The organism is Bradyrhizobium australafricanum (assembly GCF_020329495.1).
In the GTDB taxonomy this organism is placed as follows: Bacteria; Pseudomonadota; Alphaproteobacteria; order Rhizobiales; family Xanthobacteraceae; genus Bradyrhizobium; species Bradyrhizobium australafricanum.
Map to the genome: position 1 here is coordinate 1 of NZ_JAGKJL010000016.1, position 22,644 is coordinate 22,644.

Genomic DNA, 22,644 nt, shown 5'->3' on the forward strand with positions numbered 1-22,644 from the left:
GCTCGCAAACCGCCCTTTCTTCGACAGCCGACAGGCTGGTCACCAGGTTCTTCGGCCGGTGCGAGCGATCTTCGACCGTCGTGCGGTCGCGCCAACGATAGATCGTGGTCTCGCTGACCCCCAGTTCCGTCGCCAATTCGGCAACCGACTTCCGGCTGCGCTGGATATAGGCGCGCGTCTTCGGCGTCGTCGTGGCGTTCGCGTGCAGGCTCAGTTCCATGACCCGAGGTGCTCCCTGACAAAGGCCACGCCTCGTTCTACACCGATTCCATCAAACCAATCAGCAGGGACCAAACACAAGCGCAGGGACGACACCGAATGTTGGCGGATCCCGGCAGGTGAGACGGCAAGTGCGCGAAACTAAAGCACCTGGTGGACGTCGATCACGACGCGGTCGGCGTGGCGGGCGGCGGAGCCGACGAAGATGTGCTGCATCAGCCAGCGGTAGTTCTCGGCGCCGGTTTCGAATTTCGGCACGGTGCGGAAATAGATCAGCTTCGGGTCGACCGGCTCGCCGCGCTTCAGCTTCTGCAACAGCTCGACCGGCCCGAAGCGGATGCCCTTGTTCTCGACATAGACGACGGCGCCGTCGTCGGTCTCGAACGCGTATTTCGCCTCCAGCTCGATCAGCTCGTTGGGCCGGATGATCTGGAAGTCGGCACCGAACGCCAGCACTTTGCCGTTGACCTTCTCGCCCCTCACCTCGCCGCCGACGATCGGAATGATGCGGCGGACGCCGGTGCCGATGTCACCGGCGGACGTCACCTCCGCGATCCGGGCGGTTATGGTGAAGACGTATCTGGTCTCAAGCTCGGGATTCATAGGCCTAACCAATCATGCGCTGCGGCAGCCAGGTCGCAAGCAGCGGGAACAGGATCAGGATCACCAGCCGGATCAGGTCGGTGATGACGAACGGCAGCACCCCGACAAAGATCGTCGACATGTTGACGTCCTTGATCACGCTCTTGATCACGAACACGTTCATGCCGACCGGCGGATGGATCAGGCCGAGCTCGACGGTCATGACGATGATGATGCCGAACCAGATCGGATCGAAGCCGAGCGCGGTCACCACCGGAAACACGATCGGCACGGTGAGGATCACCATCGCCATCGCGTCCATCAGGCAGCCGAGCACCAGATACATCAGGAGGATCAGCGCCAGCACGCCATAGGGGCCGATGCCGAGCCCGGTGAGGAATTCAGTGACGTGCTGCGGCGTCTGGGTGATGGTGAGGAAATAGCCGAAGCAGAGCGCGCCGATCAGCACCGTGAACACGGCGGCCGCGGTGCGCGTCGCCTGCAGCAGCGATTGCAGGATGCCTTCCCTGGTCAGCTTGCCGCGGAGGATACCGATGATGAAGGCGCCCACCGCGCCGACCGCGCCGGCTTCGGTCGGGACAAAGAAGCCGCCATAGAGCCCGCCGATCACGAACAGGAACAGCAGCAGCGGCGACCAGACGTCGCGCAGCGCAACGAAGCGCTCGTGCCACGACGCCTTCTTTCCCGCCGGCAGGAAACCGGGCCGCGTCACGCCGATGATGCCGATCGTGATCATGTGCATCAGGATCGCGAGCAGGCCCGGCACCACGCCCGCGATGAACAGCTTGCCGATGTCCTGCTGGGTGATGATGCCGTAGACCGCGAGCACGGTGGACGGCGGCAGCATCGCCCCGAGCGTGCCGCCGACCGCGATCACGCCGGCGGCGAACGACTGCGGATAGCCGAAGCGGCGCATCTCGGGATAGGCGACGGCCGAGAAGGTCGCGGCGGTCGCGACCGACGAGCCCGAGATCGCGGCGAAGCCGCCGCAGGCGGCGATGGTCGCAATGCCGAGCCCGCCCTTCCAATGGCCGACGAAGGTGTTGGCGGCGCGGAACAACTCGCGGCTGATGCCCGAGACCGACACGAAGGCGCCCATCAGCAGGAACATCGGGATCACGCCGAAGGAATAATCCGTCACCGTGCGCATCGTGGTCTGGCCGACCAGCTTGAGCGCCGGCGCGAAGCCGGTGAGATAGCCAAAGCCGGTGATGCCGACGAGGCCCATCGCCATGCCGACGGGGACACGGAGCAGCATCAGCACGAACAGGCTGACAAAGCCGATGACGGCGACGGTCTCGGGACTGAGATCGAGACTCATGGCCGTCTACTCCGCGGTCTTGATCTTGGCATCATGGATATCTTCCGGATGGAAGATCAGGCGGTAGGTGCGGATCGCGATCAGCAGCACCGCGGAGACGTCGCCGATCCACGACACCAGGAAGAACGGCCAGACCGGAACGCCGAGATCCATGGTGACGATATGGCTGTTCCTGGTGTCGATCACCTTGTCGACCAGCGTGTAGGTCTGCACGCTCACCACGAACAGCAGCACCAGCGTCGCGAAGATGTCGATCCAGCGCTGGTAGCGCGGCGAGGCATTGGCCCAGACCAGATCCACGGTAATGTGGGTGCCGCGATAGCTCGTCGCCGCAATTCCCCAGAAGATCAGGATGCCGAGCAGGAACTGGCCGAAATTGTAGTAGTCGGGGATCGTCACCGCGAAGAATTTGCGCATGAACACCGCGGTGAAGGTGTTGAGCGCGACGACGCCGACGAAGAAGGCCGCGACCCATTCGATCGAATCGATGAAGCGATCCATGAAATTCTTGCGCGCCGGCTCGGGTGGGCCGGTGATCGCGCCGTCTTGGGAAACTTCGGCAGATTGCGTCATGCGTTGCTTCGATGAGCTCCCTCTCCCCCGCTCTTGCGGGGAGAGGGTTGGGGTGAGGGGCTGCTTCCACGAGTCGTGAATGCGGTGAGACCTGTACCCCCTCACCCGGATCGCATCTGACGATGCGATCCGACCTCTCCCCGCAAGCGGGGAGAGGTGAAGGGGAGCGGGATCAGATCCCCGCCTCGAACTTCTTCAGCGTGGCCTGCAGATCGGCATCGATCTTTGCCGCATCGCCGCCGGCCTTTTTCACCGCCTCGGCCCAGCTGTCGCGCAGCGGCTTGACCGCCTTCTTCCACTCGGCGAGCTGATCCGAAGTCAGCGGATAGACCTCGTGGCCTTCCAGCGCCTTCATCTTGGTGCGGCCATTGGCTTCGAAATCGGTCCAGGGGTCGGTGACCTTGGAGGCCCATTCCGGCGTGCAGTGATCGTCGATCACCTTCTTCTGGGCAGCCGACATCGAATTATATTTGGCGAGGTTCATGTTGTAGGTGAACACCGTCGAATAGAGCGGCACGTCCATGTGGTACTTCACCACCTTGTCGATGCCGAACAGGAAGATCGAGCCCCAGGGGAAGGTGATCTCGTCGGCCACGCCGCGCTCGATCGCGTCGCGCGATTCCGGCGCGGAGGCCTGCACATTGGTGCCGCCGAACATCTTCACCATCTCGCCGATGGTGCTCTGCGCGGGACGCACCTTGACGCCGGAGAGGTCGCTCGGCAGCACGATCTTCTTCTTGCCGTGCAGCGCGCCCGGATCGTGGATGAAGGCGAAGCACAGCTTGGTGTCCTTCATCTCGGTCGGCGCATATTTGTGATACCACTCGTTCAGCGCCAGCGTGCCCTTCTTGCCGTCGGAGAAGGTGAACGGAAGCTGGCCGGCGGCCGCGATCGGGAAACGGCCGGGCTGATAGCCAGGATTGACATAGGTGACGTCGGCGATGCCGTCGCGCGCCATGTCGTAATGGTCGAACGCCTTGCCGAGTTGCTCGGACGGAAACACGGTGACCTTGATGGTGCCGCCCGATGCCTTCTCGATGTCGGCGGCCCAGGCCTGGGTCGCGGGCACCAGCGGATGCGCCGGCGGCACCCATAGCGACACTTTGAGATTGACGGTCTTGTCCTGCGCGACGGCAGATCCCGCGGCCGGCACGATGGCGGCGGCCATCAACACCGCCAACATTGTCTTCCTCATCACGTCTCCTCCTCTCCAAGGGCGGGCTTGCTGCCCGGTCTCATTACTTAACATGTTATCTAATTCGGACGGGATATTCAAGACGAAATCCGCCGGACGGACGCCTCGTCGCACCCTCCGCCCGGTCCCGCGCCACCGCATCTTGCGCTGCGGCGAACGCGCGGGTCCCGCGCAAATCCGCCTTGCCAAAATCGTTATATGATATAGTTGCCTTGGCAAGTTGCCGGCGCGGGCACCGGCTAAAAGCCTATCCGATCGGGAGGACAAGGTATTGCGGACAAAAGTAGCAATCATTGGTGCAGGTCCGGCCGGACTGTTGCTTGGGCAACTACTTCATACTTTCGGCGTAGACAACATCATTCTTGAGCGGCAGACCCCGGACTATGTGCTGGGGCGGATTCGCGCCGGGCTGCTCGAGGAAGGCACCGTGTCGCTGCTCGAGAACGTCGGCGCCGCTGCCCGGCTGCACCAGGAGGGCCTCGTCCATCACGGTCTCGAACTGGCGTTCGGCGGCGCACGGCACCGCATCGACCTGCATGGCTCGACCGGCAAGACCGTGACCATCTACGGCCAGACCGAGGTCACGCTCGACCTGATGAATGCCCGCAAGGCGGCCGGCCTGACCTCGATCTACTCGGCGGCCGACGTCAAGCCGCTTGATTTCGACACCGATCATCCGCGCGTCAGCTACGTCAAGGACGGCGTCACCCACGAGATCGCCTGCGACTTCATCGCCGGCTGCGACGGCTTCCACGGCATCAGCCGCGCCAGCGTGCCGGCGTCGGCGATCACCAGCTACGAACGGGTGTATCCGTTCGGCTGGCTCGGCATCCTCTCGGAGACGCCGCCGGTCTCGCCGGAGCTGATCTACAACAACCATGCGCGCGGCTTTGCGCTGTGCACGATGCGCTCGACCCACCGCAGCCGTTACTATGTGCAGTGCCCGCTCGACGATCATGTCGACCAATGGTCGGACGAGCGGTTCTGGGACGAATTGAAGCGGCGCCTCGACCAGAAGGCCGCCGACGAGATCGTCACCGGCCCCTCGATCGAAAAGAGCATCGCGCCGCTGCGCAGCTTCGTCGCCGAGCCGATGCGGTTCGGCCGCATGTTCCTGGCCGGCGACGCCTCGCACATCGTGCCGCCGACCGGTGCCAAGGGCCTCAACCTTGCCGCCAGCGACGTGCATTATCTGTCGCAGGCGCTGCGCGAATATTACGACGAGAAATCCTCCGCCGGCATCGATTCCTATTCGGGACGTGCGCTGGCGCGGGTCTGGAAGGCGGTGCGCTTCTCCTGGTGGATGACCTCGATGCTGCACAAATTCCCCGACGAGGGCGAATTCGCCGCGCGCATCCAGATCGCCGAGCTCGACTACCTCGTCAGCTCGAAGGCGGCCTCGACCTCGCTGGCGGAGAATTATGTGGGGCTGCCGTTCTGATCACCGACTGCCGGCTTCGTCATCCCGGCGCAAAAGCTTTGCCGTTGTCGCTGGAGGTGCCGGCGCAGCAAGCCTCGAAGGATGCACGGCCCGGCCGGTGGCCGTCGATCCTTCGAGATAACGGGACGTAATGCCTGGGCTTAGGCAGCCGCAACGGCCGGCTTCGGCATCAGCCAGGCCAGCACCAGCGCGATCAGCAACAGCGCCGGGACGTCGCCCAGCAAGTGACCGCGCTCGGCCTCGTCACTGATCGCCTGCACGGCCATGATGCCGCCATGCACGACGCTCGACCACACCGTGAACCAGATCAGGCTGCGGTGCCGCAGCGGATCGCGCGCGGCGAGCAACAGGAATACGCCGAGCGTCGCATAGATGCCGACGATCATCATCGGGTAGTGCGAATGGCCGTGGCCCCAGGACCAGCCGGACGGCCAGAGCTGGAACAGCGGATAGACAGCGAAAATCGCGATCAGACCGACCGCGACGAGCGCAATGCGAAGGCAGGTCAGGCGGGTCTCGGCCGACATGGTCTCTCCTCACGCCATGGACGCGGCGCGGAGCATGTCACAAACTGCGGCCGGATGCGCGTGAACTGCGTCACGGTTGGGAAGCGGCCGCGATGCTGACATTGTATCCCGCACCCGGCGCGAGCGAGCTTCAAACAGCCGTGCAAATCCCGTTTAAAACTTTGTAGGCGGTGAAACCGTCATCGACATCGCGTTCAATGGCGTCAACCCAACGTCATATGCGAGCTTCAGATGAGCACCGATACGCAAGTCGCGCCCGACAATCCCCAAGACGTCCCTCAAGGCTTCGAGCCGCTGTTCCGCAAGAGCCCGCTCACCGAGCCCTGGGAGCCGCTTTACCAGAAGAAGACCGAGCGTGCCGTCATCATCGGCCTGCGGCTGGCGAGGCCGCATACCAACGGCCGCGGCCTGATCCATGGCGGCCTGATCGCAGCCCTTGCCGACAACGCGATGGGCTATAGCTGCGGCCAGGCGACCGGCTGGACCACCTCGTTCGTGACGATCTCGCTCGCGGTCGATTTCGTCGGCTCCGCCAATGTCGGGCAATGGCTCGCGATCGAGAGCGACGTGATCAAGACCGGCAGCACGATCTGCTTCGCGCAGAGCCTGATCAAGGCCGACGGGGCGACCATCGCGCGCGCCAACGGCACCTTCCGCGTGGTGCCGAAGAAGCCGCCGGTGAGCTAGTCGAAATACCAGTCGGTGATCTCGGTCACGAGATCGATGAAGGTCCGCACCTTGGCCGACAACAGCCGCGTCGTCGGATAGACGACGTGGATCGGCACCGCCGGCTGCTCGAACTCGGCGAGCACGATCTGGAGCCGCCGCGCCTTCAGCGATTCGGCCGCCTGATAGGCCATCACCCGGGTCAGTCCGCCGTCCTGCTCGGCGTACTGGATGGCGGCGTCCGAGCTGTTGCTGGTGAAGCGCGGCGTAGGGGTGATGCGGACTTCGCGGCCATCCTCCATGAAGCGCCAATCCGGCGTCGCGGTCATGGCGCCGAACTGGATCGTGTCGTGGGCGGTGAGGTCCGCCGGCCGCTTCGGCCTGCCGCGAAGCTTGAGATAGCCGGCCGACGCCACCACGATGCGGCGCATCCGGCCGACATGCCGCGCCACCAGCGTCGAATCCGGCAGGTGCCCGAGCCTGACCGCGAGGTCGACGCCGTCCTCAACCAGATTGATCCTGCGATCCGACAGCCGCAGGTCGACGCCGACGCCGGGATAGCGCTTCAGATAGGCGCTCACCACCGGGCTGACATGGAGCCGCCCGAAGCCGAACGGTGCCGAGATCACCAGCCGCCCCTCGGGGCGGGTGCGCTCGTTCTCCACCGCGTCCTCGGCCTCCTCGACATCGGCGAGGATCCGGCGCGCCCGCTCCAGATAGCGCGAGCCGGCGTCCGTCAGCGTCACCTGCCGCGTGGTCCGCTGCAGCAGCCGCGCGCCGAGCCGCTCCTCCAGCGCCGCGATCAGCCGCGTGATGGCGGACGGCGACAGGCCGAGCTTGCGGGCGGCGGGGGCGAACCCCTCGAGGTCCGCCACCGCGACGAAGGCCTGCATGGCGTCGATCCGGTCCATGGCACTATCGCATAATCGGCAACAGTGAAGTGTCAATGCACAAGATTGCTTACGATCTGGGAATGTCCATCTTAAGCGGCGAGGACAACCGCTTAAGGCGCCCGTCATGGGAGGCTCCGATGTCAGATGGTCACAGCTGTGCGAGCGACGTCGCATTCAGTCCGGCGGTGAAGGCGATCCAGACCCGCAAGGGCTCACGCGCCACCTACGCCGAAGTCGAGGCACATGGCGGCTGGCGCAGCGAGATCGACGAGAACCTCGCCGGCTTCCTCGGCGAGGTGAACAGCTTCTATCTCGCGACCGCCTCGGCCGACGGCCAGCCCTACATCCAGCACCGCGGCGGACCGAAGGGCTTCATCAAGGTGCTCGACAAGCACACCATCGCGTTCGCCGATTACAGCGGCAACCGCCAGTTCATCACGCAGGGCAATCTGTCGGAAAATGCGAAAGCGTATATCTTCGTGATGGATTACGCGCACCGCCGCCGCGTCAAGCTATGGGGCGAGGCGAAGGTGGTGGAGGACGATCCGGCGCTGACGCGCACGCTGATGCCGCAGGGCTATCGGGCGCGGCCCGAGCAGGCGATCCTGTTCAAGGTCACAGCGTGGGACACCAACTGCCCGCAGCACATTCCGCAGAAGTTCGACGCGGCCGATGTGGCGGCAGCCCTGGCCTCACGCGACCAGCGCATCGCCAAGCTCGAGGCGGAGCTGGCCGCATTGAAGGGCCAGAGCGCACCTGCCGCGCCGGCTTAGGCATGATCCGGAAAAGTGCGAAGCGGTTTTCCGAAAGGATCATGCCCAGAACTACCCCTAAAGCGCGATCGCGCTTTAGGCCGCCTGCTGCTGCAGCGGCGCCCAAGCGAATTCCGGATAATATTGCCGCATCATCCGGCCGACATAGGCGGTGAGATTGTCGAACTTCTCGGTGCGCTCGCGCAGCGGCGAATCGAAGAACGGGGTGAGGATTCCCGCCAGCGCGCCGAACGCGGTGGCATCGGTGCCGCACGGCGCATCGCCCATCAGATACGGCTTGTCGCCGAGCTGCACCGACAGCGCGAACAGCGAACGGATCGCGAGATCGACGTCTTCGTCCGGTCCGTGACGGCCAAGCCCGCTTAGCAGATAGTTCTCGGCAACGCGGAACTGGGCGTCCTCGCGCATCTTGTCGCGCATATGGTCGGGCGCGCCGTCGAAGAAATGCGCGGGCCCCTTGGCGAAATTGGTGTCGTCGACCCAGCGCGCGCCGACCAGCGCCCAGTAGACGTGATGCTCGATCATGCGCTCGAAGGCCCAGGCCTGGGCGCGCGCCTGCAGGCTGAGCGGCGCGTCGAAATCGAAGCCGTATTTGCCCTCGATATGGGCGCGGATGAAGGTCGAATCGGCGATCGTCTCGCCGTCGTCGGCGATGAACGGCAGCTGGCCCTTGGGAGACGCCGGCGGCATCGCCTTCTCCTTGCGATAGTCGAGCCCGGCCATCTTGAGCTGGACCTCGGTTTTGGTCACGAAGGGGCTAATTTCCGGCAAGCCGAAGCCCGTGCCAAAGCCAAAAAGCGTAATCATATGAAGCTCCCGATCGCCTGTGGTCGTGAATTGAAGCTAGCCGTCCCCTGCTGCCAGCATGGTGTCAGCAGTAGTGGCATTCACTGTCGAACGGGCCGACGGGTGCGAGGCGGCGAACCGCCTCGCGAACGCGCTTGACCAGCCGTGCCCGCCCGTAGGACCAAACCGTGCTGATCGACTGTGCGATCAGCGCGACCAGGGCCCAGCGCAGGTCGCCGGAGGTGGAGTAGACCGTGACCAGCTGTTCCAGCGCAAAGCCTTGCGCCTGCCGGAAACCGAGTTCGTCAAGATTCGTCATGGACAAATTCCCTTCACTTGAGGTGTTGTCCTGATATAGCCCCCACCTGCTGCCAACATGCTGTCAGCAGCAGCCGGACGGGACCCAGAAAAGCCTGCGCACCGAGAGACGACGAGACCCGTCAAGACACTCGTCAAGACGGCTGCCAAAACAGCTACCGAGACAGTCGACAAGACACGTGCCAAGAGAGCGATCGAGAGAGTTGCCATGAGACGCGCCGACCGGCTGTTTCAGATCATCCAGGTGCTCCGACGCACCCGTAAGCCTTTGACTGCCGATGCAATCGCCGCCGAGCTCGAGACATCGAAGCGGACGATCTATCGCGACATCGCCAGCCTGATCGAGCAGCGGGTGCCGATCCGCGGCGAGGCCGGCATGGGCTACATCCTGGAGAAGGGATTCGACCTGCCGCCCTTGATGCTGACACCCGACGAGATCGAGGCCTGCGTGCTCGGCGCGCAATGGGTGGTCGGCCACGCCGATCCCGCGCTGGCGCGCGCGGCCGAGGACCTGATGGCCAAGATCGCCGAGACCGTGCCCGACCGGCTGCGGCCGTTCGTGCTGGAGCCGGCGAGCCGGGCCCGCTCGGCCTGGAACCGGGAGCCCGACCGCATCGACATGGTCAGGACCCGCAGCCAGATCCATGAGGGCAAGAAGATCACGCTGAACTATCGCGACGAGCATGGCCGCGACTCTGAGCGCACGATCTGGCCGATCGCGGTCGGCTATCACGAGGCGGTGCGGCTGCTCGCCGCCTGGTGCGAGCTGCGCAAGGATTTCCGCAGCTTCCGCACCGACCGCGTGGTCACGGCGGTCTATCACGACGAGAAATATCCGGAGCGGCGCGACCTGCTCAGGGCGCGCTGGCGGCGCAGCCTGGTCTGGGAAGCGCCGAGGGACACCTGATGGCCGACAACGCGATCGACGCAGCCGACGCAAGCCCCTGCCAGTCCTGCGGCGCCTGCTGCAGCTATTCGGAGAACTGGCCGCGCTTCACCATCGAGGACGACGCGCAGCTCGATCTGATCCCACCGCAATTCGTCAACGCGCGGCAATCAGGCATGCGCTGCGAGGGCGACCGCTGTTCGGCGCTGTCAGGCAAGATCGGAAAGGCCACGCGCTGCGAAGTCTATGCGGTGCGGCCGGAAGTATGCCGGACCTGCCAGCCGGGCGACGCGGAATGCGCGATGGCGCGGCGCCGGCACGGGCTGCCGCTCATCGCGAGCGCGCAGCCGATCTAACCAGACGTTACGCCGTGACGGTCTCGCTGACGTCCTCGTCGTCGAGCTCGTCATCGACGATCGGTGCGAAGGTCGTCAGCGGCTTGGTCGACAGCGTGATCGGCTTGCGGCCGCCATGCGAAACGGTCGCGGCGCGGGCCGGCTCGCGCGACAGCGCGTAGAGCGTCGAGCCGACACGGCCGCCCGAATTCGCCAGCTCCCACTCGCTGCAGCTCGACGCGATCGCGACCGCGAGCGCGTGCAGATGGCTGCGGCGATAGCAGAACAGCGCGAGCCTCGCCCTGACATCGGGCGCGACATTGGCAACCAGCAACGAGAGCCCGTTCGGATTGGCGCGATACATCTGGCCGAGCAGGTCGTCGGCAACCGGGCAGGCATCGTTCTCGAAGGCGTCGCGGCTTGAAAACATTTGCAAATCCCCCTCGATGGGGAAGATGCCGCGTAATCCTCTAACGAAAGGTTAACCACGGCCTCCGGTCGCTTCCGGAGGGTCTTGCCCGTTGCGCGCGAATCACATCCGCCCGCCGCGGCCCGGCTGGCTTCCTGGTCCAGGATGTGAGGAAAGGTGCGCGCGAACCGCTCAGTTCGCGGCCATGTAGATCGACAGCGCGAAGCCGGTGAGGTGGTGCAGCGCCTGGTCGACCCCGATCAGGGTCCAGAACCAGGGGTGGCCGGATTCCAGCGTCACGCCGAAATGCGAGGCGCAGATGCCCTTGGCCCGATCGACGATGATGTGGATCACGAAGTCAATGAAGGCGACGTACCAGAACCGCGGCGCCACCACCAGGATCAGCGCCAGCGCGACCGCGAGATGGACCAGGCAATGCGCCAGCAGCGGCAGCGCCCAGCCGGTTTTCTGGTCCTTGCCGATCGCCATCCAGGCGTTCTGCAGCATGAAGTCGGCGATGATGTGCTTTGCGGTGAGAAGCAACATCCATCCCACCAGGGCACCAACCGACACCGACGATGACATGGAGGGAAACAACAAGCTGACGCCCTTTTACTTCGATGAATGTGATTGCAAGAAATCCGGGTCAGGTCGTCAGCACAATTCCGCAAACCGAAGCGTGTCTCATTTATGACATCTCCGGCGCCGGAATGCACCTGCGCCTCCTCGAAAATCACATCTCGCTCCGACCGTGGATAGTGGCAATGGTCATGTGGCATCGCGGCGCAGGCCGGCCGAGATTAAGGTTACGGCCGGCGGCCGGTTTGCATTCCCCCCGGGGAGGTATATCGTCGGCAACATAGGAAATTTTCTTTCTTTTATAGCCATTTACGGATTCACCGGGCAGCGCCGCGCCGATCGGGTCGCGGCAACGGGCCGTCCCGGACGGGTGATGAGCCAGGTAATCAGCCATGAGTGCCGAAGCCCCCTCGCCTGCGCCGATGCCGCCGCCGCGCCCTCCGGTCGCCAAACCGGTCGTCAAGACCAACCGCGCGCAGATCATCGTCTTCACCCTGCTGACGCTGCTCCTGAGCGCGGTCACCGTGATCGGCGGCCGGCTCTGGCTGCGCAATTCCGAAACGCTGGTGTTCGCGGTCGGCGATGCCAACGGCCCGGAGGCGAAATTCGCCGCCAAGCTCGCCACCGTGCTGAAGAACAATTCGTCGCGGCTGCGGCTGAAGATCGCGCCGAACCCCGACAACGCCAAGGCGCTGGCGCAATTCGATCGCCGCGACGCCTCGCTTGCCATCCTGCGTACCGACGCAAGGGTGCCGCCGCGTGCCCGCGCCATCGCGATCCTCGAGCATGACGTGGTGCTGGTGCTCAGCCCCGGCGGCAAGAAGATCAAATCGCTGAGCGAGCTCAAGAAGAAGCGGATCGCGGTCGTCGGCGACGGCGAGAACAGCGTCAATTTCGTCCGCAGCGCGCTCGAGATTGCCGACAGCCCCGACGCGGCGCAGCGGGTACAGCAGGCGCCGCCGAACACGCCTTTCGACAAGCTGTTCGCCTCCGGCTTTGCCGCCGTGATCGCGATCGAGCACGCCTCGAAGATCGTGAAGGACAAGACCTACGAGCAATATGCCAAGCGCGCCGGCGGCTTCACGCTGAATGCGATCGACGCGGCCAAGGCGCTGGCGCGCAAATACCCGGCGATTTCGGAGGAGACGGTCTCGACCGGCATGCTGTCGTCCTCGCCGGCGATCCCCGATGACGAGGTCGACACCATCGGGCTGGAATGGCTGCTGGTCGCGCAATCCTCGATGTCCACGACAACAGCTGCTGAGCTCGCGCGCATCATCTATGAGAACAAGTCGGAACTCGCGCTGGACGACGGCTTCGCCTCCAAGATCGAGCCGGCGGCGACCGACAAGGACGCCTTCATCGTCGCCCATCAGGGCGCCGCCGAATACATCAACGACGATACCAAGTCGTTCATGGATCGCTACAGCGACGTGATGTATCTCGCTGCCGCCGCGCTCAGCATCATCGGCTCGATCTTCGCCGCGATCTACACCAAGATCACCCGCGTCGCACCGGAGAAGGCCAGCGAGCTGGCGGGCAGGATCCTCGACATCGGCGAGCGCGTCGAGCACGCCACTTGCGGCGAGCATCTCGACGAATTGCAGGACGAGCTCGAGGCGATCCTGCGCGGCGCGGTGACCGGCCTGCGCGACGGCACCGTTTCCGGCGACGGAATGGACACGTTCAAGCTCGGCTACGAATTGGTCCGCGACGAGATCGCACTGCGCCGCGATCACCTCAAGCGCCACCCGGCGACGCCGGACGAGAACCTCGTGGTGGTGAAGGCGGCCAACGGGTGAAACCAAGCCGCTGGTCACGCCACAGATACAACTGTCGTCCCTGCGATCGCGCCACATGCACCACTGTCGTCCTGGCGAAAGCCAGGACCCATTACCACCGCTTTTGCTGATGAACGGGATCGCGGCCCCAGCATCGCGCAACAATTGAGACTTGGGGTAATGGGTCCTGGCTTTCGCCAGGACAACACCGCCTATGTTAAACGGCCGGTGAACCATACATCCGCACGCTCTCGACATGCACCGGAGCGCAGCGCTTACTACCCGACCGCCGCGTCCGTCGGCGTCGCAGCGGCGTCGAGCTGCCGTCCCTCGTGATCCATATGCAGGTAGTTCGGGTTGAACAGGCCGGCGTGCATCAGCCGCTCGAGATTGGGGACGACCAGGGTCTTTCCCTTGAGTACGATCAGGCCGCCGGCGCGCAATTCCTGCAGCGTTCGGTTGACGTGAACCTTGGAGAGCCCGGTGGCATCGGCGAGATCGCCCTGGGTCAGCGGGAAATCACAGCTGTCGCCCTGGGTCAGGCCTGCAGCACGTAGCCGGAGCCAGATCTCGCACAGCAGATGGGCCATCCGCTCCAGCGCCGTTCGCTGGCCGAGGCTCATGGTCCATTCGCGCTGGATCGCCGCGTTGACCAGGGTTTCCCACCAGAACGCGGTCACGATGCGCGGATGTCCGGCCGCGACCTTGTCGAAGAATTCGCGGGAGAGGTCGGCGATCGACACTGCCGTGACGGTACCGATCGAATGATCCATCTCGCGCAGGATGAAGACGTTCACGTCGCAAATGTCGCCGGGCAGAAAGAAGGCCACGATCTGACGCCGGCCGTCCTCGAGCTGCTTGTAGCGATAGGCCCAGCCGGACAGGATCAGATGGACGTCCTTCGGCTTCTCGCCCTCGCGGACGATGTCGACCCGCGGACCAAAATGGCGGACGCGCTCGGTAGACGCGCGATTGAGAAGGACCTGGTCTACCGGCGAAAGCCGTGCAAACTGCTCCAATTTCCGGATTAGCGACGCCAACGATTGGTCTCCCGCATGTTTAATCGGGCAACTGCAGGACCGACTTCAATTACGTATGTTACCTTGCACAGCTATTGACGTATGTTCACTAGTGTACAGACGTCCCAAGGATGCGACGGTTACATCCCGAGCATCACGCACACCTCGGCTCCCGGTGGGTACCACCGGTGAAATACGGGTCCCCCGGCTCGGGGGGACGTCTAAGGGACGTTCAGACGAACGGCACGCCGTAGTAGTCGTTCACCGCGCGCGTGGTGCCGATATCGGACCAATTCCACTCGCGCTCGCTGCCGTATTTCGGCGCGCCGCGCAGCTGGCTCTCGGTGACGCCGGTGACATAGCCGCCCAGCCTCGTGTCGTATTTGAGCGACTGCCAGGGCAGCGGATAATGGTCGTTGCCGAGACCGAGAATGCCGCCGAAGCCGAGCACGGCGTAAGACACCCGCCCGCTCTTCTTGTCGATCATCACCCGTTCGATCGAGCCGATCTTGCGCTCGTCGGAGCCATAGACCGCGGTGCCCTCGACCTTGTCGCTGCCGATCAGGTTTCCGACCTCCTTCTCGTCCATCGCCATGTCAGTTCTCCATTGATCCCTCGACGCCAACGGTCGGCCCGGGTCATCGTTCCTGCCGCATTGCCGCGATTGCTGCAGAGCGGAACGCCGTTCAGCCCGTTGGAGGATCGCCGCGGTCGTCCGATGTCATGCCGGATCCCGGCGTCTTGTCGGCATCGTTCAATTTCGGATCACGCGTCGCTTCGCGCGCATTCGACTTTCGCGGGTCGGTCTTATGCGCGGTCTGCGCGCGCTGCTTGTCGGCCGGCTGCTCCTGCCCCTTGTTGTCTTTCACGATGCCCTGATTGGAATGTGCCACTGCTTATGTCCTTCTTGTTGCCTTGGCTGCCTTGCTTGAAGACATGCGGGCCCCGGCGATCAAATTCGCCGAGGCCCGTCACCGGAGTGGTCCACCGCCTTTCGGGGAGCAAAGCAGCGAACGCACGGGTGCTACGCGGAGCACCGAAGATCGTTCCTGCGATCTTCGCGATCCCAGGTCGCGATCTTGGATCGCAATTTCCGGCGCGCGTTTTTTTCAATTCGACCGATGTCATGGGTTAACGACGGCCTCCCGGGAACAAGCCTAGTATTGCTGGTTCCAGCTCGGAGACGGCATGATCAAGAAGAAGCGCAACAGGTCGCGGCCTCCCGGATCGTTTGAAAACCGCTTGCAAAAATTCGCCGAAGATTCGCGCATTGCGGCACGCAAGCTGCCGCCGGGACGGGAACGCGAAATGCTGATGAAGAAGGCCAGACAGACCGAGACTGTGATGGAAGTCAGCGAATGGCTGACGTTCCGCAAGTAGCCGCGAGTCGCAAAGGAGAGCTGCGATGATCGAGGAACGGTTTGACTCACGCACGCTCTTCGCCATGAACGTTGCGCTCGATCGCGTTTGCGCAGACGCACCTCACGGCGAGGAACATGACACCCGCCGCCGCGTTGCCCGATACATCATCAAATGCGCCAAGAGCGGCAGGACGACGCTTTCCGAGCTGACCGAAGCCGGACGGCAGGCGTTGGCCAAGGCCACCGCCGCGGCGTGAAAACCGGCGTAAGTGCCTGTTGCCCTCGGCCCTCAGCAGAGGCAGCCACGCATGCGCATTGCAATCAGCATCGGCCTGCTGGCCTTTTTGGCCGCCGTCGGCGCCTACGCCTATGAAGGCCTGACCGTGGATGCTCCGGTGCCGACCTACGGCATCGTGGTGTTCACGATCGGCATTGCGCTTCTGGCCGCGGTCTGCATCGGCCTGATGGGCCTGTTGTTCTATTCCAGCCGCCGCGGCTACGACGAGCCGCCGCACATCAAGCGGTAGATAGCTTCGGCAGATTCCCGCGTCATTGCGAGCGAAGTGAAGCAATCCACAGCGCCGCAAGCGGGGAACTGGATTGCTTCGTCGCTTCGCTCCTCGCAATGACGGCGAAGGTTCTTACGACACCGCCGGCGCCCGGGCGCGGATCTCCGCGATCTTGCGCTTCAGCGCTGCCTGCCGCGGATCGGGCATGGTGGCAGCGCGCGCTTCCGCAATGGCGCCGGCAAGGTCGGGGAGCACGAGCACGCCGTCGAAGGTCGGCTTGGCGAGTCCGTCGATGATCACGTGCCAGTCCGCGATGCCCTGGCGGTAGGGATCGCCGTAACCCTGGATCATGGTCGCGGTCTGCACGACCGCCGGGGTGGCGCCCGGCTGCTTGGTCAGGCTGCGGTCGATCATGTGCAGCCAGCGCTCGACCCAGACGCGCTCCCTGGCATAGCGTCCCGAGAACAGCCGCCAGCGCTTCAGGCCCGCCTCGATCCTGAGCCGGCGAACGCTGAAGCGGTTGTTGGCGCTGAAGCGGATCGAGACCCGGCGACGCCGCCAGCCGAACTGATCCAGCACGCCGAGCACCGGATCGGCGACCACGGCCGGCAGGGCGTCGATCAACTCGTCCAGGCGAAACTTCTTGACGTCGTCGGCCGAGCGCGCCGCAAGGCCGCCCGCCGCACTGACTTCGCCAAGCTTGAGCTGCGCGATGCGGATCGCGTCCTCATACGCCATGCGCTCCGCCATCAGGCGGCCGATCTCGGCAAGCAGGGCGTCGTCGACGCCGCGGCGGCCGACGAAGCGCTTGAGCCGGTCGATATAGAGCTGTGCGTAGCTCGTGCTCTGATAGGCGATCAACAGATCGATGGCCTTGGTGACGGCCGGCCCGAGATGGTCCGGGCAGGCGTCGGGCAGCACCGGCGGCCCCTCGTCCTCATCGCCGATGATATCGGCAAAGAGGTAACGGAGCGAAGCCAGGAGACCGTCGTCATCCGCCACTGCGGCGCCTCCAGAACTCGTCACGGGGCTCATGCAGGTTTGGGCTCCGCGACCTGTGGGGTGGCGTGCTGCGCGAGCTGCTGCTCGAGCGTCGAGATATTCTGGAACAGGCGGGCGCTGGCGAGGCGCAGGAAGTAGAAGCCGAACGCCGGGTTCTGGACGTAGAGCTGCTCGACCTGGTCATAGGTCACCGACAGCACCATGCCGGTCTCGACGCACTCCAGCGTCTGGGTTCGCGTGTTCGACGGCGACAGCATGCCGAACTCGCCGACGAGGGCGCCGACCGGCAGCTCGATGCCGGATTCGACCAGGCGGAAGCGGCCGCTGACAATGTAGAACATGCTGTCGGCCTTCTCGTCCTTGTAGAACAGGACTTCGCCCGCGGTGCATTTGCGTTCCGTCGTGAACGGCTTCAGCCATTCCATCGACAGATCGCTGTTGACCGATTTCTTCACGTTGCGGACCAGTTGCAGCATCTGGTGCAGCCGATAGGTGTTCACCGGCAACAGCACGGCATGCAGGATCAGCGTCGCGTAATTGTGGGTCGGGACGGCGGTCGCGATCAGGATGATGTTGGTCAGGATGGCGAAGACGCGCAACGGGATCATGGTCCGCATCGACAGCGTGGCAACCACGAAGATCGATGCGAAGAAACTGCCGGCGGCGCCTGCGTGCTCCGCGAGATGTGAGGTATCCATCGGAAACCAACCAATTTCTCAAGAAGTGAATAAGATCGCCTTATTAGTCGCTTCATTCCGGCCAAGGTCGCATCGGCGACCAGCATCCCTGATATACGGGGAAAAAGCGACGTTTTGTCCGATTTCTCACATTCGCGGGCGCAAAATCGGGCCAACATGGTTAGGCCTTTCGTCCAACTGATGGGTCTTCCGCCGCGAGCATCCCGCCATGGCCTGCGCGTTGACGGCCTCAACCGGGAGAGGCACGTTGTGACATCGGCTCTGCCGTTCGCAGGGCCTCAATTCCAGCAATTCATCGACAGGCAAGCTCCGTTCCGATGTCCAAGCGGCTCGTCCTTCCGGCCTTGACGCGCTTCGTTTCCGCCACCGCCGGCCGCAACATGACCACGGCGGCCTATGTCGCCGTCGCGGCCGGTGTCGCCATGATGACGCTGCTGACGGTCGCGCCGGCCCATGACGCGGCGCCGCGCTGGGTGGATGCGCTGCTGTGGGCCTGCCTTGCCTATTTCGTATTCGAATGGCTGGTGCGGCTGCGCCACATGGGCCGGCAGGGCAAATTCTGGTTCTACGCGCTGTCCAGCGCCGGCGTGGTCGACGCGATCGGCGCGCTGGCCGTGCCGGTGGCCTTGCTGTCCGGCGTCGAGCCGAAGACCGCCTGGCTGCTCGGCGTACTCTGGGTGCTCAAGGTGGTGCCGGGCATTCCCGGCCTGCGCCAGCTCCGGCGCGTGCTGGTGGTGGAATCCGGGCCGCTGCTCAGCGTGCTCGTGATCTTCCTGATGGTGGTGTTCCTGGCCTCCGTTGCGGAATATTTCCTGGAGCGGGACGTCCAGCCGCAGACCTTCGGCAGCGTGCCGGCGGCGCTGTGGTGGGCGGTGGTGACGCTGACCACGACCGGCTACGGCGACGTGGTGCCGATCACCCCGCTCGGCCGCGTGGTCGCCGCCATGGTGATGATCTCGGGCCTCGGCGTGTTCGGGCTGTGGACCGGTATCCTGGCGACCGGTTTTGCCGCCGAAACCCGCCGCGACAATTTCTTGAGAACCTGGGAGACCGTCAGCAAGGTGCCGTTCTTCGCGCATCTCGGCCCGGCCGCGATCGCCGACGTCACCCAAATGCTGCGGACCATGGACCTGCCGCCGCGCACCATGATCATCCGCAAGGACACCAATGGCGACTGCATGTATTTCGTCGCCGCCGGCGAGGTCGAGGTCGACCTGCCCGGGCGCAAGGTGAAGCTTGGCGAAGGCGAGTTCTTCGGCGAGATGGCGTTGCTAGGCAACACCAAGCGCGGCGCCAGCGTCTCGACCAGCAAGGTGACCAGGTTGTTGGTGCTTGACCTGGTCGATTTCCGCCTGTTGATGGCAAGGCATCCCGATCTCGCCGAGACCATCGACGCCGAGGCCAAGCGGCGCGAACGTGAAAATCAATAATGATGGAGACCAAGATGGCTGACGCGGCCGACACCGCCAGCGGACCCGTGCTCGAAATCGCGGGCGCACGCGCAACGATCCGCCTCAACCGGCCGAAGCATCTCAACCGCCTGCAGGCCGAGGACCTCGGCGAGCTGCTGACATTGTTCGACCGGATCGAGGCCGATCCCGCGATCCGCGTGCTGGTGCTGACCGGAACCGGCCGCGCGTTCTCCGCCGGCTACGACCTCAACTCCGTCGCCGAGCGCGCGGTGAGCGCCAGCGAACAACAGAGCGCGGGTTCGGCGTTCGAGGTCGTGGTCAACCGCCTCGAGGATCTCAGCGTGCCGACGATCTGCCGGCTCAATGGCGGGGTCTATGGCGGCTCGACCGACCTCGCGCTCGCCTGCGACTTCCGCATCGGCGTCGATACCGCCGAGATGTTCATGCCGGCGGCGCGGCTCGGGCTGCACTATTACAAGAGCGGCATTCAGCGCTACGTCACGCGGCTCGGCGTCGACAACGCCAGGATGCTGTTCCTGACCGCGCAGAAGATATCGGCGCCGGAGATGCTGCGGATCGGCTACCTCACCGCGATGGTATCGCTCGACCTGCTCGACGAGGAAGTCGACAAGCTCGCGACGATTTTGGCGGGCAACGCGCCCAAGGCGATGGCCGGCATGAAGCGCGCAATCAACGAATTCGCCCGCGGCGCACTGGATGAAGCCGCCGCCGACGCCCGCCACCGCGACAGCATGCGCGGCGACGAGATCAAGGAAGGCATCAAGGCCTTCGCCGAGAAGCGGGCGCCGCGGTTTTAGGTCGGCGTCCCGGCTCCTTTATCCCGTCACCTGAGGAGCCGCGTAGCGGCGTCTCGAAGGGTCGACGGCCCGGTTGGTGGCCGATTCATCCTTCGAGGCTCGCTCCGCTCGCACCTCCAGCGACAAAGGCGAAGCCTTTGCGCGGGGATGACGGGTCTAATGGCGCGCTCAGCCTTTGAGACGTCATTGCGAGCGAAGCGAAGCAATCCATTTCAGCGCGAACGCGGTGGCATGGATTGCTTCGTCGCTATCGCTCCTCGCAATGACGGCCGTATCAACCTCCCCTCACGCCCGCTTGCTCCGCATCGCGCGGACCTGCGCGATGTCAGGATCCGCGGCGAGTGCCTGGTAGCGCTTGCTGTCGACGGCGTAGAGCGCGATGCGGCCCTCGGCGTCGGCATGGACACCCCAGCCGAAACGCTTGCCGAGCGGCGAGGCGCGCATGCAGGCCTGGCCGCGCGAGAAGAACGTCTCGCGGGCGAGGCTGCGCGCTTTCTTCGCCACTTTCGCATCGAGCGCACGGCCGGCCGCCGACGTCGCGAACACCACATCGTCGGAGGTGTACTTGTAGGGCGCGCCCGCGATCATCCGGTATTGCAGCAAGGCAACCGTCGGCTGGCCACCGCGCAACTGCGGCTCCTCGCCGCGCTGCGCCGGACAGTCCTCCGCGACGCGGATCAGGGTGTTGAAGCAGTTGGTGCTGTGCAGGACTTTCGCCATCGGCCCGATCCGTATCACACTCCGGTGGCCGCGGCATGCTGCGCCGCCATCTCGTCATCGGCCTTCGATATCCGCTGGAAGGCCGGGCGTGCGGCGATGCGTTCGGCATGGCGGACGAACACGTCCCTTTTCGGCACGATGCCGAACATCATGGTCCAAGAGAGCGCGATGCCCCAGAGGATGTCGGCCGCCGTGATCTCTTCGCCGAGCAGATAGGGCCCCTTTGCCAGCTGCGATTCCAGCGCGCCCAGCATGGTGTCGTAATCGGCATAGGGCGACTGCGTGATTGGCGCGGGCTCGCGCTTCATGAAATGGTCGATCACGCCCGGCTCGAACGATGCGCCGTAATAGGCGATCCAGCGCAGATACGGGCCGCGGCGCGGGTCGTTCAGCGCCGGCGTCAGGCCGGCCTGCGGAAACAGATCGGCGAGATAGATGAAGATCGCGACCTGCTCGGTGACCAGCGCGTCACCATGGCGGATCGCCGGCACCTTGCCGAGCGGATTGATGGCGAGATAGGCGGCCTTGCGCTGCTCGCCGGACTTCATGTTCAGGACGTGCAGGTCATACGGCGCGCCGAGTTCCTCCAGCAGCACGCGGGTGCCGGTGGCGCGGCTTTGCGGCGAATAATACAACGTGACGCGGTCGGTGGGGGTGGTCATGGCGGGTCTCCTTGCGCCGTCGGGCATGGCTCCGTTATGCCCGCCTATACCTGACATCTTGTGTCAGGTATGATTTGACCATGCGCGCGAGCCGGCTGTTTTCCATCGTCACCACCCTGCAGGCGCGGGGGCAGGTCACCGCACCTGAGCTGGCGGAAGCTTGCGAGGTCTCGGTGCGCACGATCTATCGCGACATCGACGCGCTCGCCGCCGCCGGCGTTCCGGTTTACGCCGACCGTGGTGCCGAGGGCGGCTATCGCCTGCTCGACGGCTATCGCGTGCGGCTCAACGGCCTGTCGCAGGGCGAGGCCGAGGCGCTGTTCATGGCCGGACTGCCGGGGCCCGCCGCCGCGCTCGGCCTCAATGCCGCGATGGCGGCGGCGCAGACCAAGCTGATGGCGGCGCTGCCGGAGAACCTGCGGCCCAACGCGAGAGGGATGCAGCAGTGCTTCCATCTCGACGCGCCCGGCTGGTTCGGCGAGACCGAGGAGCCGGAGCATCTGCGCGCCATCGCCGGCGCCGTGCTGGGCGAGACCATGCTCGAGATCCGCTACCAGAGCTGGAAAGCCGAGAAGCGGCGGCGCGTGGCGCCGCTCGGCCTCGTGCTGAAGGGCGGCAGCTGGTATCTCGCCGGCCTCGTCGACGGCAATGTGCGCACCTACCGCGTCGCGCGCGTACTGGATTGCACCGCGCTGGAGACCCCGTTCGCACGGCCGGCGGCGTTCGACCTCGCCGCCTATTGGCGCGCCTCGATCGAGCGGCTGGAGGCCGAGCTGCATCCGAACGAGGCCACGGTGCGGCTGTCGCCGCTCGGGCTGAAACTGTTCGACGCGCTTGCGCATCCTTACGTGAAGGCGCGGATGAGGCTCACTGATGGCACCGACGCCGACGGCTGGCGGCTCGCCACCATGCCGGTCGGCAAGACGGTGTGGCATGCGGCGACCGAATTGCTGCGGCTCGGCGCCGAGGCCGAAGTGGTCGCGCCGTTAGAGTTGCGCGAGAAGATGGCCGAGCTGACGAGCGCGATGGCCGCGCGCTATGCCGACGCGCCAGCCCGCCGCGCGGTGGCGGGACGCTGAAGCGTAATGAGATTGGGTTGAATGGAGCCGCAGGAGCAGTGCGCTCCCTCGCCCCGTTC

30 protein-coding genes are annotated in these 22,644 nt (G+C 64.7%); 12 read left to right on the forward strand and 18 right to left on the reverse strand.

Going from position 1 to position 22,644, the window contains the following annotated elements; translation table 11 throughout:
- From J6525_RS16115 to J6525_RS16135, 5 genes are all read right to left on the reverse strand, one after another.
- Positions 1-220: helix-turn-helix domain-containing protein (locus J6525_RS16115; protein WP_225645394.1), on the reverse strand; the 220-nt coding region annotated here is incomplete at its 3' end.
- A 140-nt stretch (positions 221-360) separates the two neighbouring features.
- A complete protein-coding gene (locus tag J6525_RS16120; RefSeq protein ID WP_225645395.1) occupies positions 361-822 on the reverse strand; it encodes a DUF3237 domain-containing protein in 462 nt (153 codons plus the stop codon).
- Between the two features lie 4 nt (positions 823-826).
- Complete coding sequence (locus J6525_RS16125) at positions 827-2,143, reverse strand: TRAP transporter large permease (RefSeq protein WP_028336540.1); 1,317 nt, start codon at positions 2,141-2,143, stop codon at positions 827-829.
- 6 nt (positions 2,144-2,149) lie between these two features.
- The gene (locus tag J6525_RS16130) at positions 2,150-2,716 is read right to left on the reverse strand and encodes a TRAP transporter small permease (RefSeq protein WP_057015996.1); all 567 of its coding nucleotides are present in this window, start codon (positions 2,714-2,716) and stop codon (positions 2,150-2,152) included.
- Positions 2,717-2,888: 172 nt separating this feature from the next.
- On the reverse strand, positions 2,889-3,911 hold the full coding sequence (locus tag J6525_RS16135; protein WP_225645396.1) for a TRAP transporter substrate-binding protein: 1,023 nt from the start codon (positions 3,909-3,911) through the stop codon (positions 2,889-2,891).
- A 271-nt stretch (positions 3,912-4,182) separates the two neighbouring features.
- Between J6525_RS16135 and pobA the strand changes: the two genes are divergently transcribed.
- Entirely contained in the window at positions 4,183-5,352 is a 1,170-nt protein-coding gene (gene pobA / locus J6525_RS16140) for a 4-hydroxybenzoate 3-monooxygenase (protein ID WP_225645397.1), read from the forward strand.
- A gap of 140 nt (positions 5,353-5,492) precedes the next feature.
- On the opposite strand, the gene J6525_RS16145 is transcribed toward pobA, so the two are convergent.
- On the reverse strand, positions 5,493-5,879 hold the full coding sequence (locus tag J6525_RS16145; RefSeq protein ID WP_225645398.1) for a DUF6632 domain-containing protein: 387 nt from the start codon (positions 5,877-5,879) through the stop codon (positions 5,493-5,495).
- Positions 5,880-6,110: 231 nt separating this feature from the next.
- Here J6525_RS16145 and J6525_RS16150 point away from each other — a divergent pair, with 231 nt between their 5' ends.
- Entirely contained in the window at positions 6,111-6,566 is a 456-nt protein-coding gene (locus tag J6525_RS16150; protein WP_225645399.1) for a PaaI family thioesterase, read from the forward strand.
- Here the strand turns inward: J6525_RS16150 and J6525_RS16155 are convergent.
- On the reverse strand, positions 6,563-7,456 hold the full coding sequence (locus J6525_RS16155; protein WP_225645400.1) for a LysR family transcriptional regulator: 894 nt from the start codon (positions 7,454-7,456) through the stop codon (positions 6,563-6,565). The two genes, J6525_RS16150 and J6525_RS16155, sit on opposite strands and share 4 nt — an antisense overlap.
- A gap of 119 nt (positions 7,457-7,575) precedes the next feature.
- Here J6525_RS16155 and J6525_RS16160 point away from each other — a divergent pair, with 119 nt between their 5' ends.
- Positions 7,576-8,211 carry a pyridoxamine 5'-phosphate oxidase family protein gene (locus tag J6525_RS16160; protein ID WP_225645401.1) on the forward strand — a complete coding sequence of 212 codons (636 nt, stop codon included), beginning with the start codon at positions 7,576-7,578 and terminating at the stop codon, positions 8,209-8,211.
- A gap of 75 nt (positions 8,212-8,286) precedes the next feature.
- On the opposite strand, the gene J6525_RS16165 is transcribed toward J6525_RS16160, so the two are convergent.
- Both J6525_RS16165 and J6525_RS16170 read right to left on the reverse strand, forming a co-directional pair.
- The gene (locus J6525_RS16165) at positions 8,287-9,018 is read right to left on the reverse strand and encodes a glutathione S-transferase family protein (RefSeq protein WP_038384864.1); all 732 of its coding nucleotides are present in this window, start codon (positions 9,016-9,018) and stop codon (positions 8,287-8,289) included.
- Between the two features lie 64 nt (positions 9,019-9,082).
- Positions 9,083-9,316 (reverse strand): hypothetical protein, encoded by a 234-nt coding sequence (locus J6525_RS16170; protein WP_028336548.1) that lies wholly within the window; start codon positions 9,314-9,316, stop codon positions 9,083-9,085.
- 207 nt (positions 9,317-9,523) lie between these two features.
- Between J6525_RS16170 and J6525_RS16175 the strand changes: the two genes are divergently transcribed.
- Both J6525_RS16175 and J6525_RS16180 read left to right on the forward strand, forming a co-directional pair.
- On the forward strand, positions 9,524-10,222 hold the full coding sequence (locus tag J6525_RS16175) for a helix-turn-helix transcriptional regulator (RefSeq protein ID WP_028336549.1): 699 nt from the start codon (positions 9,524-9,526) through the stop codon (positions 10,220-10,222).
- The gene (locus J6525_RS16180; RefSeq protein ID WP_092085329.1) at positions 10,222-10,557 is read left to right on the forward strand and encodes a YkgJ family cysteine cluster protein; all 336 of its coding nucleotides are present in this window, start codon (positions 10,222-10,224) and stop codon (positions 10,555-10,557) included. The genes J6525_RS16175 and J6525_RS16180 overlap by 1 nt, the downstream gene beginning before the upstream one ends.
- A 7-nt stretch (positions 10,558-10,564) precedes the next feature.
- Here J6525_RS16180 and J6525_RS16185 read toward each other — a convergent pair whose 3' ends face one another.
- Together J6525_RS16185 and J6525_RS16190 are read right to left on the reverse strand one after the other, a co-directional pair.
- On the reverse strand, positions 10,565-10,966 hold the full coding sequence (locus J6525_RS16185) for a hypothetical protein (RefSeq protein ID WP_092085327.1): 402 nt from the start codon (positions 10,964-10,966) through the stop codon (positions 10,565-10,567).
- A gap of 171 nt (positions 10,967-11,137) precedes the next feature.
- Positions 11,138-11,491 (reverse strand): DUF3307 domain-containing protein, encoded by a 354-nt coding sequence (locus tag J6525_RS16190; RefSeq protein WP_016847469.1) that lies wholly within the window; start codon positions 11,489-11,491, stop codon positions 11,138-11,140.
- 425 nt (positions 11,492-11,916) lie between these two features.
- Here J6525_RS16190 and J6525_RS16195 point away from each other — a divergent pair, with 425 nt between their 5' ends.
- Positions 11,917-13,326 carry a TAXI family TRAP transporter solute-binding subunit gene (locus J6525_RS16195; RefSeq protein ID WP_225645402.1) on the forward strand — a complete coding sequence of 470 codons (1,410 nt, stop codon included), beginning with the start codon at positions 11,917-11,919 and terminating at the stop codon, positions 13,324-13,326.
- Positions 13,327-13,583: 257 nt separating this feature from the next.
- Here the strand turns inward: J6525_RS16195 and J6525_RS16200 are convergent, their stop codons facing one another.
- From J6525_RS16200 to J6525_RS16210, 3 genes are all read right to left on the reverse strand, one after another.
- A complete protein-coding gene (locus tag J6525_RS16200; RefSeq protein ID WP_092085323.1) occupies positions 13,584-14,345 on the reverse strand; it encodes a Crp/Fnr family transcriptional regulator in 762 nt (253 codons plus the stop codon).
- 211 nt (positions 14,346-14,556) lie between these two features.
- On the reverse strand, positions 14,557-14,919 hold the full coding sequence (locus tag J6525_RS16205; protein ID WP_016847466.1) for a PRC-barrel domain-containing protein: 363 nt from the start codon (positions 14,917-14,919) through the stop codon (positions 14,557-14,559).
- Positions 14,920-15,010: 91 nt separating this feature from the next.
- On the reverse strand, positions 15,011-15,217 hold the full coding sequence (locus J6525_RS16210; RefSeq protein ID WP_028339101.1) for a hypothetical protein: 207 nt from the start codon (positions 15,215-15,217) through the stop codon (positions 15,011-15,013).
- Between the two features lie 295 nt (positions 15,218-15,512).
- Here J6525_RS16210 and J6525_RS16215 point away from each other — a divergent pair, with 295 nt between their 5' ends.
- The 3 genes from J6525_RS16215 to J6525_RS16225 are packed head-to-tail and all read left to right on the forward strand — an operon-like array spanning position 15,513 to position 16,212.
- A complete protein-coding gene (locus J6525_RS16215) occupies positions 15,513-15,704 on the forward strand; it encodes a hypothetical protein (protein ID WP_016847464.1) in 192 nt (63 codons plus the stop codon).
- Between the two features lie 25 nt (positions 15,705-15,729).
- Positions 15,730-15,942 (forward strand): hypothetical protein, encoded by a 213-nt coding sequence (locus J6525_RS16220; protein WP_016847463.1) that lies wholly within the window; start codon positions 15,730-15,732, stop codon positions 15,940-15,942.
- Between the two features lie 51 nt (positions 15,943-15,993).
- Positions 15,994-16,212 carry a hypothetical protein gene (locus J6525_RS16225; RefSeq protein WP_016847462.1) on the forward strand — a complete coding sequence of 73 codons (219 nt, stop codon included), beginning with the start codon at positions 15,994-15,996 and terminating at the stop codon, positions 16,210-16,212.
- A gap of 114 nt (positions 16,213-16,326) precedes the next feature.
- Here the strand turns inward: J6525_RS16225 and J6525_RS16230 are convergent, their stop codons facing one another.
- Positions 16,327-17,196, reverse strand: coding sequence for a DUF6537 domain-containing protein (locus tag J6525_RS16230; protein ID WP_225645403.1), 870 nt, complete (start codon positions 17,194-17,196; stop codon positions 16,327-16,329).
- 29 nt (positions 17,197-17,225) lie between these two features.
- Positions 17,226-17,894, reverse strand: coding sequence for a Crp/Fnr family transcriptional regulator (locus J6525_RS16235; protein ID WP_016847460.1), 669 nt, complete (start codon positions 17,892-17,894; stop codon positions 17,226-17,228).
- Positions 17,895-18,211: 317 nt separating this feature from the next.
- Here J6525_RS16235 and J6525_RS16240 point away from each other — a divergent pair, with 317 nt between their 5' ends.
- Both J6525_RS16240 and J6525_RS16245 read left to right on the forward strand, forming a co-directional pair.
- Complete coding sequence (locus J6525_RS16240) at positions 18,212-19,324, forward strand: cyclic nucleotide-gated ion channel (protein WP_057016272.1); 1,113 nt, start codon at positions 18,212-18,214, stop codon at positions 19,322-19,324.
- Positions 19,325-19,338: 14 nt separating this feature from the next.
- On the forward strand, positions 19,339-20,124 hold the full coding sequence (locus J6525_RS16245) for an enoyl-CoA hydratase/isomerase family protein (RefSeq protein ID WP_076832869.1): 786 nt from the start codon (positions 19,339-19,341) through the stop codon (positions 20,122-20,124).
- 285 nt (positions 20,125-20,409) lie between these two features.
- Here the strand turns inward: J6525_RS16245 and J6525_RS16250 are convergent, their stop codons facing one another.
- Both J6525_RS16250 and J6525_RS16255 read right to left on the reverse strand, forming a co-directional pair.
- A complete protein-coding gene (locus tag J6525_RS16250; RefSeq protein WP_092085315.1) occupies positions 20,410-20,844 on the reverse strand; it encodes a DUF6157 family protein in 435 nt (144 codons plus the stop codon).
- Between the two features lie 14 nt (positions 20,845-20,858).
- Positions 20,859-21,506, reverse strand: a complete 648-nt coding sequence (locus J6525_RS16255; RefSeq protein WP_225645404.1) for a glutathione S-transferase family protein — start codon at positions 21,504-21,506, stop codon at positions 20,859-20,861.
- A gap of 80 nt (positions 21,507-21,586) precedes the next feature.
- Between J6525_RS16255 and J6525_RS16260 the strand changes: the two genes are divergently transcribed.
- Positions 21,587-22,585, forward strand: coding sequence for a helix-turn-helix transcriptional regulator (locus J6525_RS16260; protein WP_225645405.1), 999 nt, complete (start codon positions 21,587-21,589; stop codon positions 22,583-22,585).
- Positions 22,586-22,644: the final 59 nt, after the last annotated feature.

Bases quoted from the DNA above. Each gene is read 5' to 3' on its own strand.
- J6525_RS16120 (WP_225645395.1), bottom strand. From the start codon at position 822: ATGAATCCCGAGCTTGAGACCAGATACGTCTTCACCATAACCGCCCGG.
- J6525_RS16125 (WP_028336540.1), bottom strand. From the start codon at position 2,143: ATGAGTCTCGATCTCAGTCCCGAGACCGTCGCCGTCATCGGCTTTGTC.
- J6525_RS16130 (WP_057015996.1), bottom strand. From the start codon at position 2,716: ATGACGCAATCTGCCGAAGTTTCCCAAGACGGCGCGATCACCGGCCCA.
- J6525_RS16135 (WP_225645396.1), bottom strand. From the start codon at position 3,911: ATGAGGAAGACAATGTTGGCGGTGTTGATGGCCGCCGCCATCGTGCCG.
- J6525_RS16145 (WP_225645398.1), bottom strand. From the start codon at position 5,879: ATGTCGGCCGAGACCCGCCTGACCTGCCTTCGCATTGCGCTCGTCGCG.
- J6525_RS16150 (WP_225645399.1), top strand. From the start codon at position 6,111: ATGAGCACCGATACGCAAGTCGCGCCCGACAATCCCCAAGACGTCCCT.
- J6525_RS16155 (WP_225645400.1), bottom strand. From the start codon at position 7,456: ATGGACCGGATCGACGCCATGCAGGCCTTCGTCGCGGTGGCGGACCTC.
- J6525_RS16160 (WP_225645401.1), top strand. From the start codon at position 7,576: ATGTCAGATGGTCACAGCTGTGCGAGCGACGTCGCATTCAGTCCGGCG.
- J6525_RS16165 (WP_038384864.1), bottom strand. From the start codon at position 9,018: ATGATTACGCTTTTTGGCTTTGGCACGGGCTTCGGCTTGCCGGAAATT.
- J6525_RS16170 (WP_028336548.1), bottom strand. From the start codon at position 9,316: ATGACGAATCTTGACGAACTCGGTTTCCGGCAGGCGCAAGGCTTTGCG.
- J6525_RS16175 (WP_028336549.1), top strand. From the start codon at position 9,524: ATGAGACGCGCCGACCGGCTGTTTCAGATCATCCAGGTGCTCCGACGC.
- J6525_RS16180 (WP_092085329.1), top strand. From the start codon at position 10,222: ATGGCCGACAACGCGATCGACGCAGCCGACGCAAGCCCCTGCCAGTCC.
- J6525_RS16185 (WP_092085327.1), bottom strand. From the start codon at position 10,966: ATGTTTTCAAGCCGCGACGCCTTCGAGAACGATGCCTGCCCGGTTGCC.
- J6525_RS16190 (WP_016847469.1), bottom strand. From the start codon at position 11,491: ATGTTGCTTCTCACCGCAAAGCACATCATCGCCGACTTCATGCTGCAG.
- J6525_RS16195 (WP_225645402.1), top strand. From the start codon at position 11,917: ATGAGTGCCGAAGCCCCCTCGCCTGCGCCGATGCCGCCGCCGCGCCCT.
- J6525_RS16205 (WP_016847466.1), bottom strand. From the start codon at position 14,919: ATGGCGATGGACGAGAAGGAGGTCGGAAACCTGATCGGCAGCGACAAG.
- J6525_RS16215 (WP_016847464.1), top strand. From the start codon at position 15,513: ATGATCAAGAAGAAGCGCAACAGGTCGCGGCCTCCCGGATCGTTTGAA.
- J6525_RS16220 (WP_016847463.1), top strand. From the start codon at position 15,730: ATGATCGAGGAACGGTTTGACTCACGCACGCTCTTCGCCATGAACGTT.
- J6525_RS16225 (WP_016847462.1), top strand. From the start codon at position 15,994: ATGCGCATTGCAATCAGCATCGGCCTGCTGGCCTTTTTGGCCGCCGTC.
- J6525_RS16235 (WP_016847460.1), bottom strand. From the start codon at position 17,894: ATGGATACCTCACATCTCGCGGAGCACGCAGGCGCCGCCGGCAGTTTC.
- J6525_RS16240 (WP_057016272.1), top strand. From the start codon at position 18,212: ATGTCCAAGCGGCTCGTCCTTCCGGCCTTGACGCGCTTCGTTTCCGCC.
- J6525_RS16245 (WP_076832869.1), top strand. From the start codon at position 19,339: ATGGCTGACGCGGCCGACACCGCCAGCGGACCCGTGCTCGAAATCGCG.
- J6525_RS16250 (WP_092085315.1), bottom strand. From the start codon at position 20,844: ATGGCGAAAGTCCTGCACAGCACCAACTGCTTCAACACCCTGATCCGC.
- J6525_RS16255 (WP_225645404.1), bottom strand. From the start codon at position 21,506: ATGACCACCCCCACCGACCGCGTCACGTTGTATTATTCGCCGCAAAGC.
- J6525_RS16260 (WP_225645405.1), top strand. From the start codon at position 21,587: ATGCGCGCGAGCCGGCTGTTTTCCATCGTCACCACCCTGCAGGCGCGG.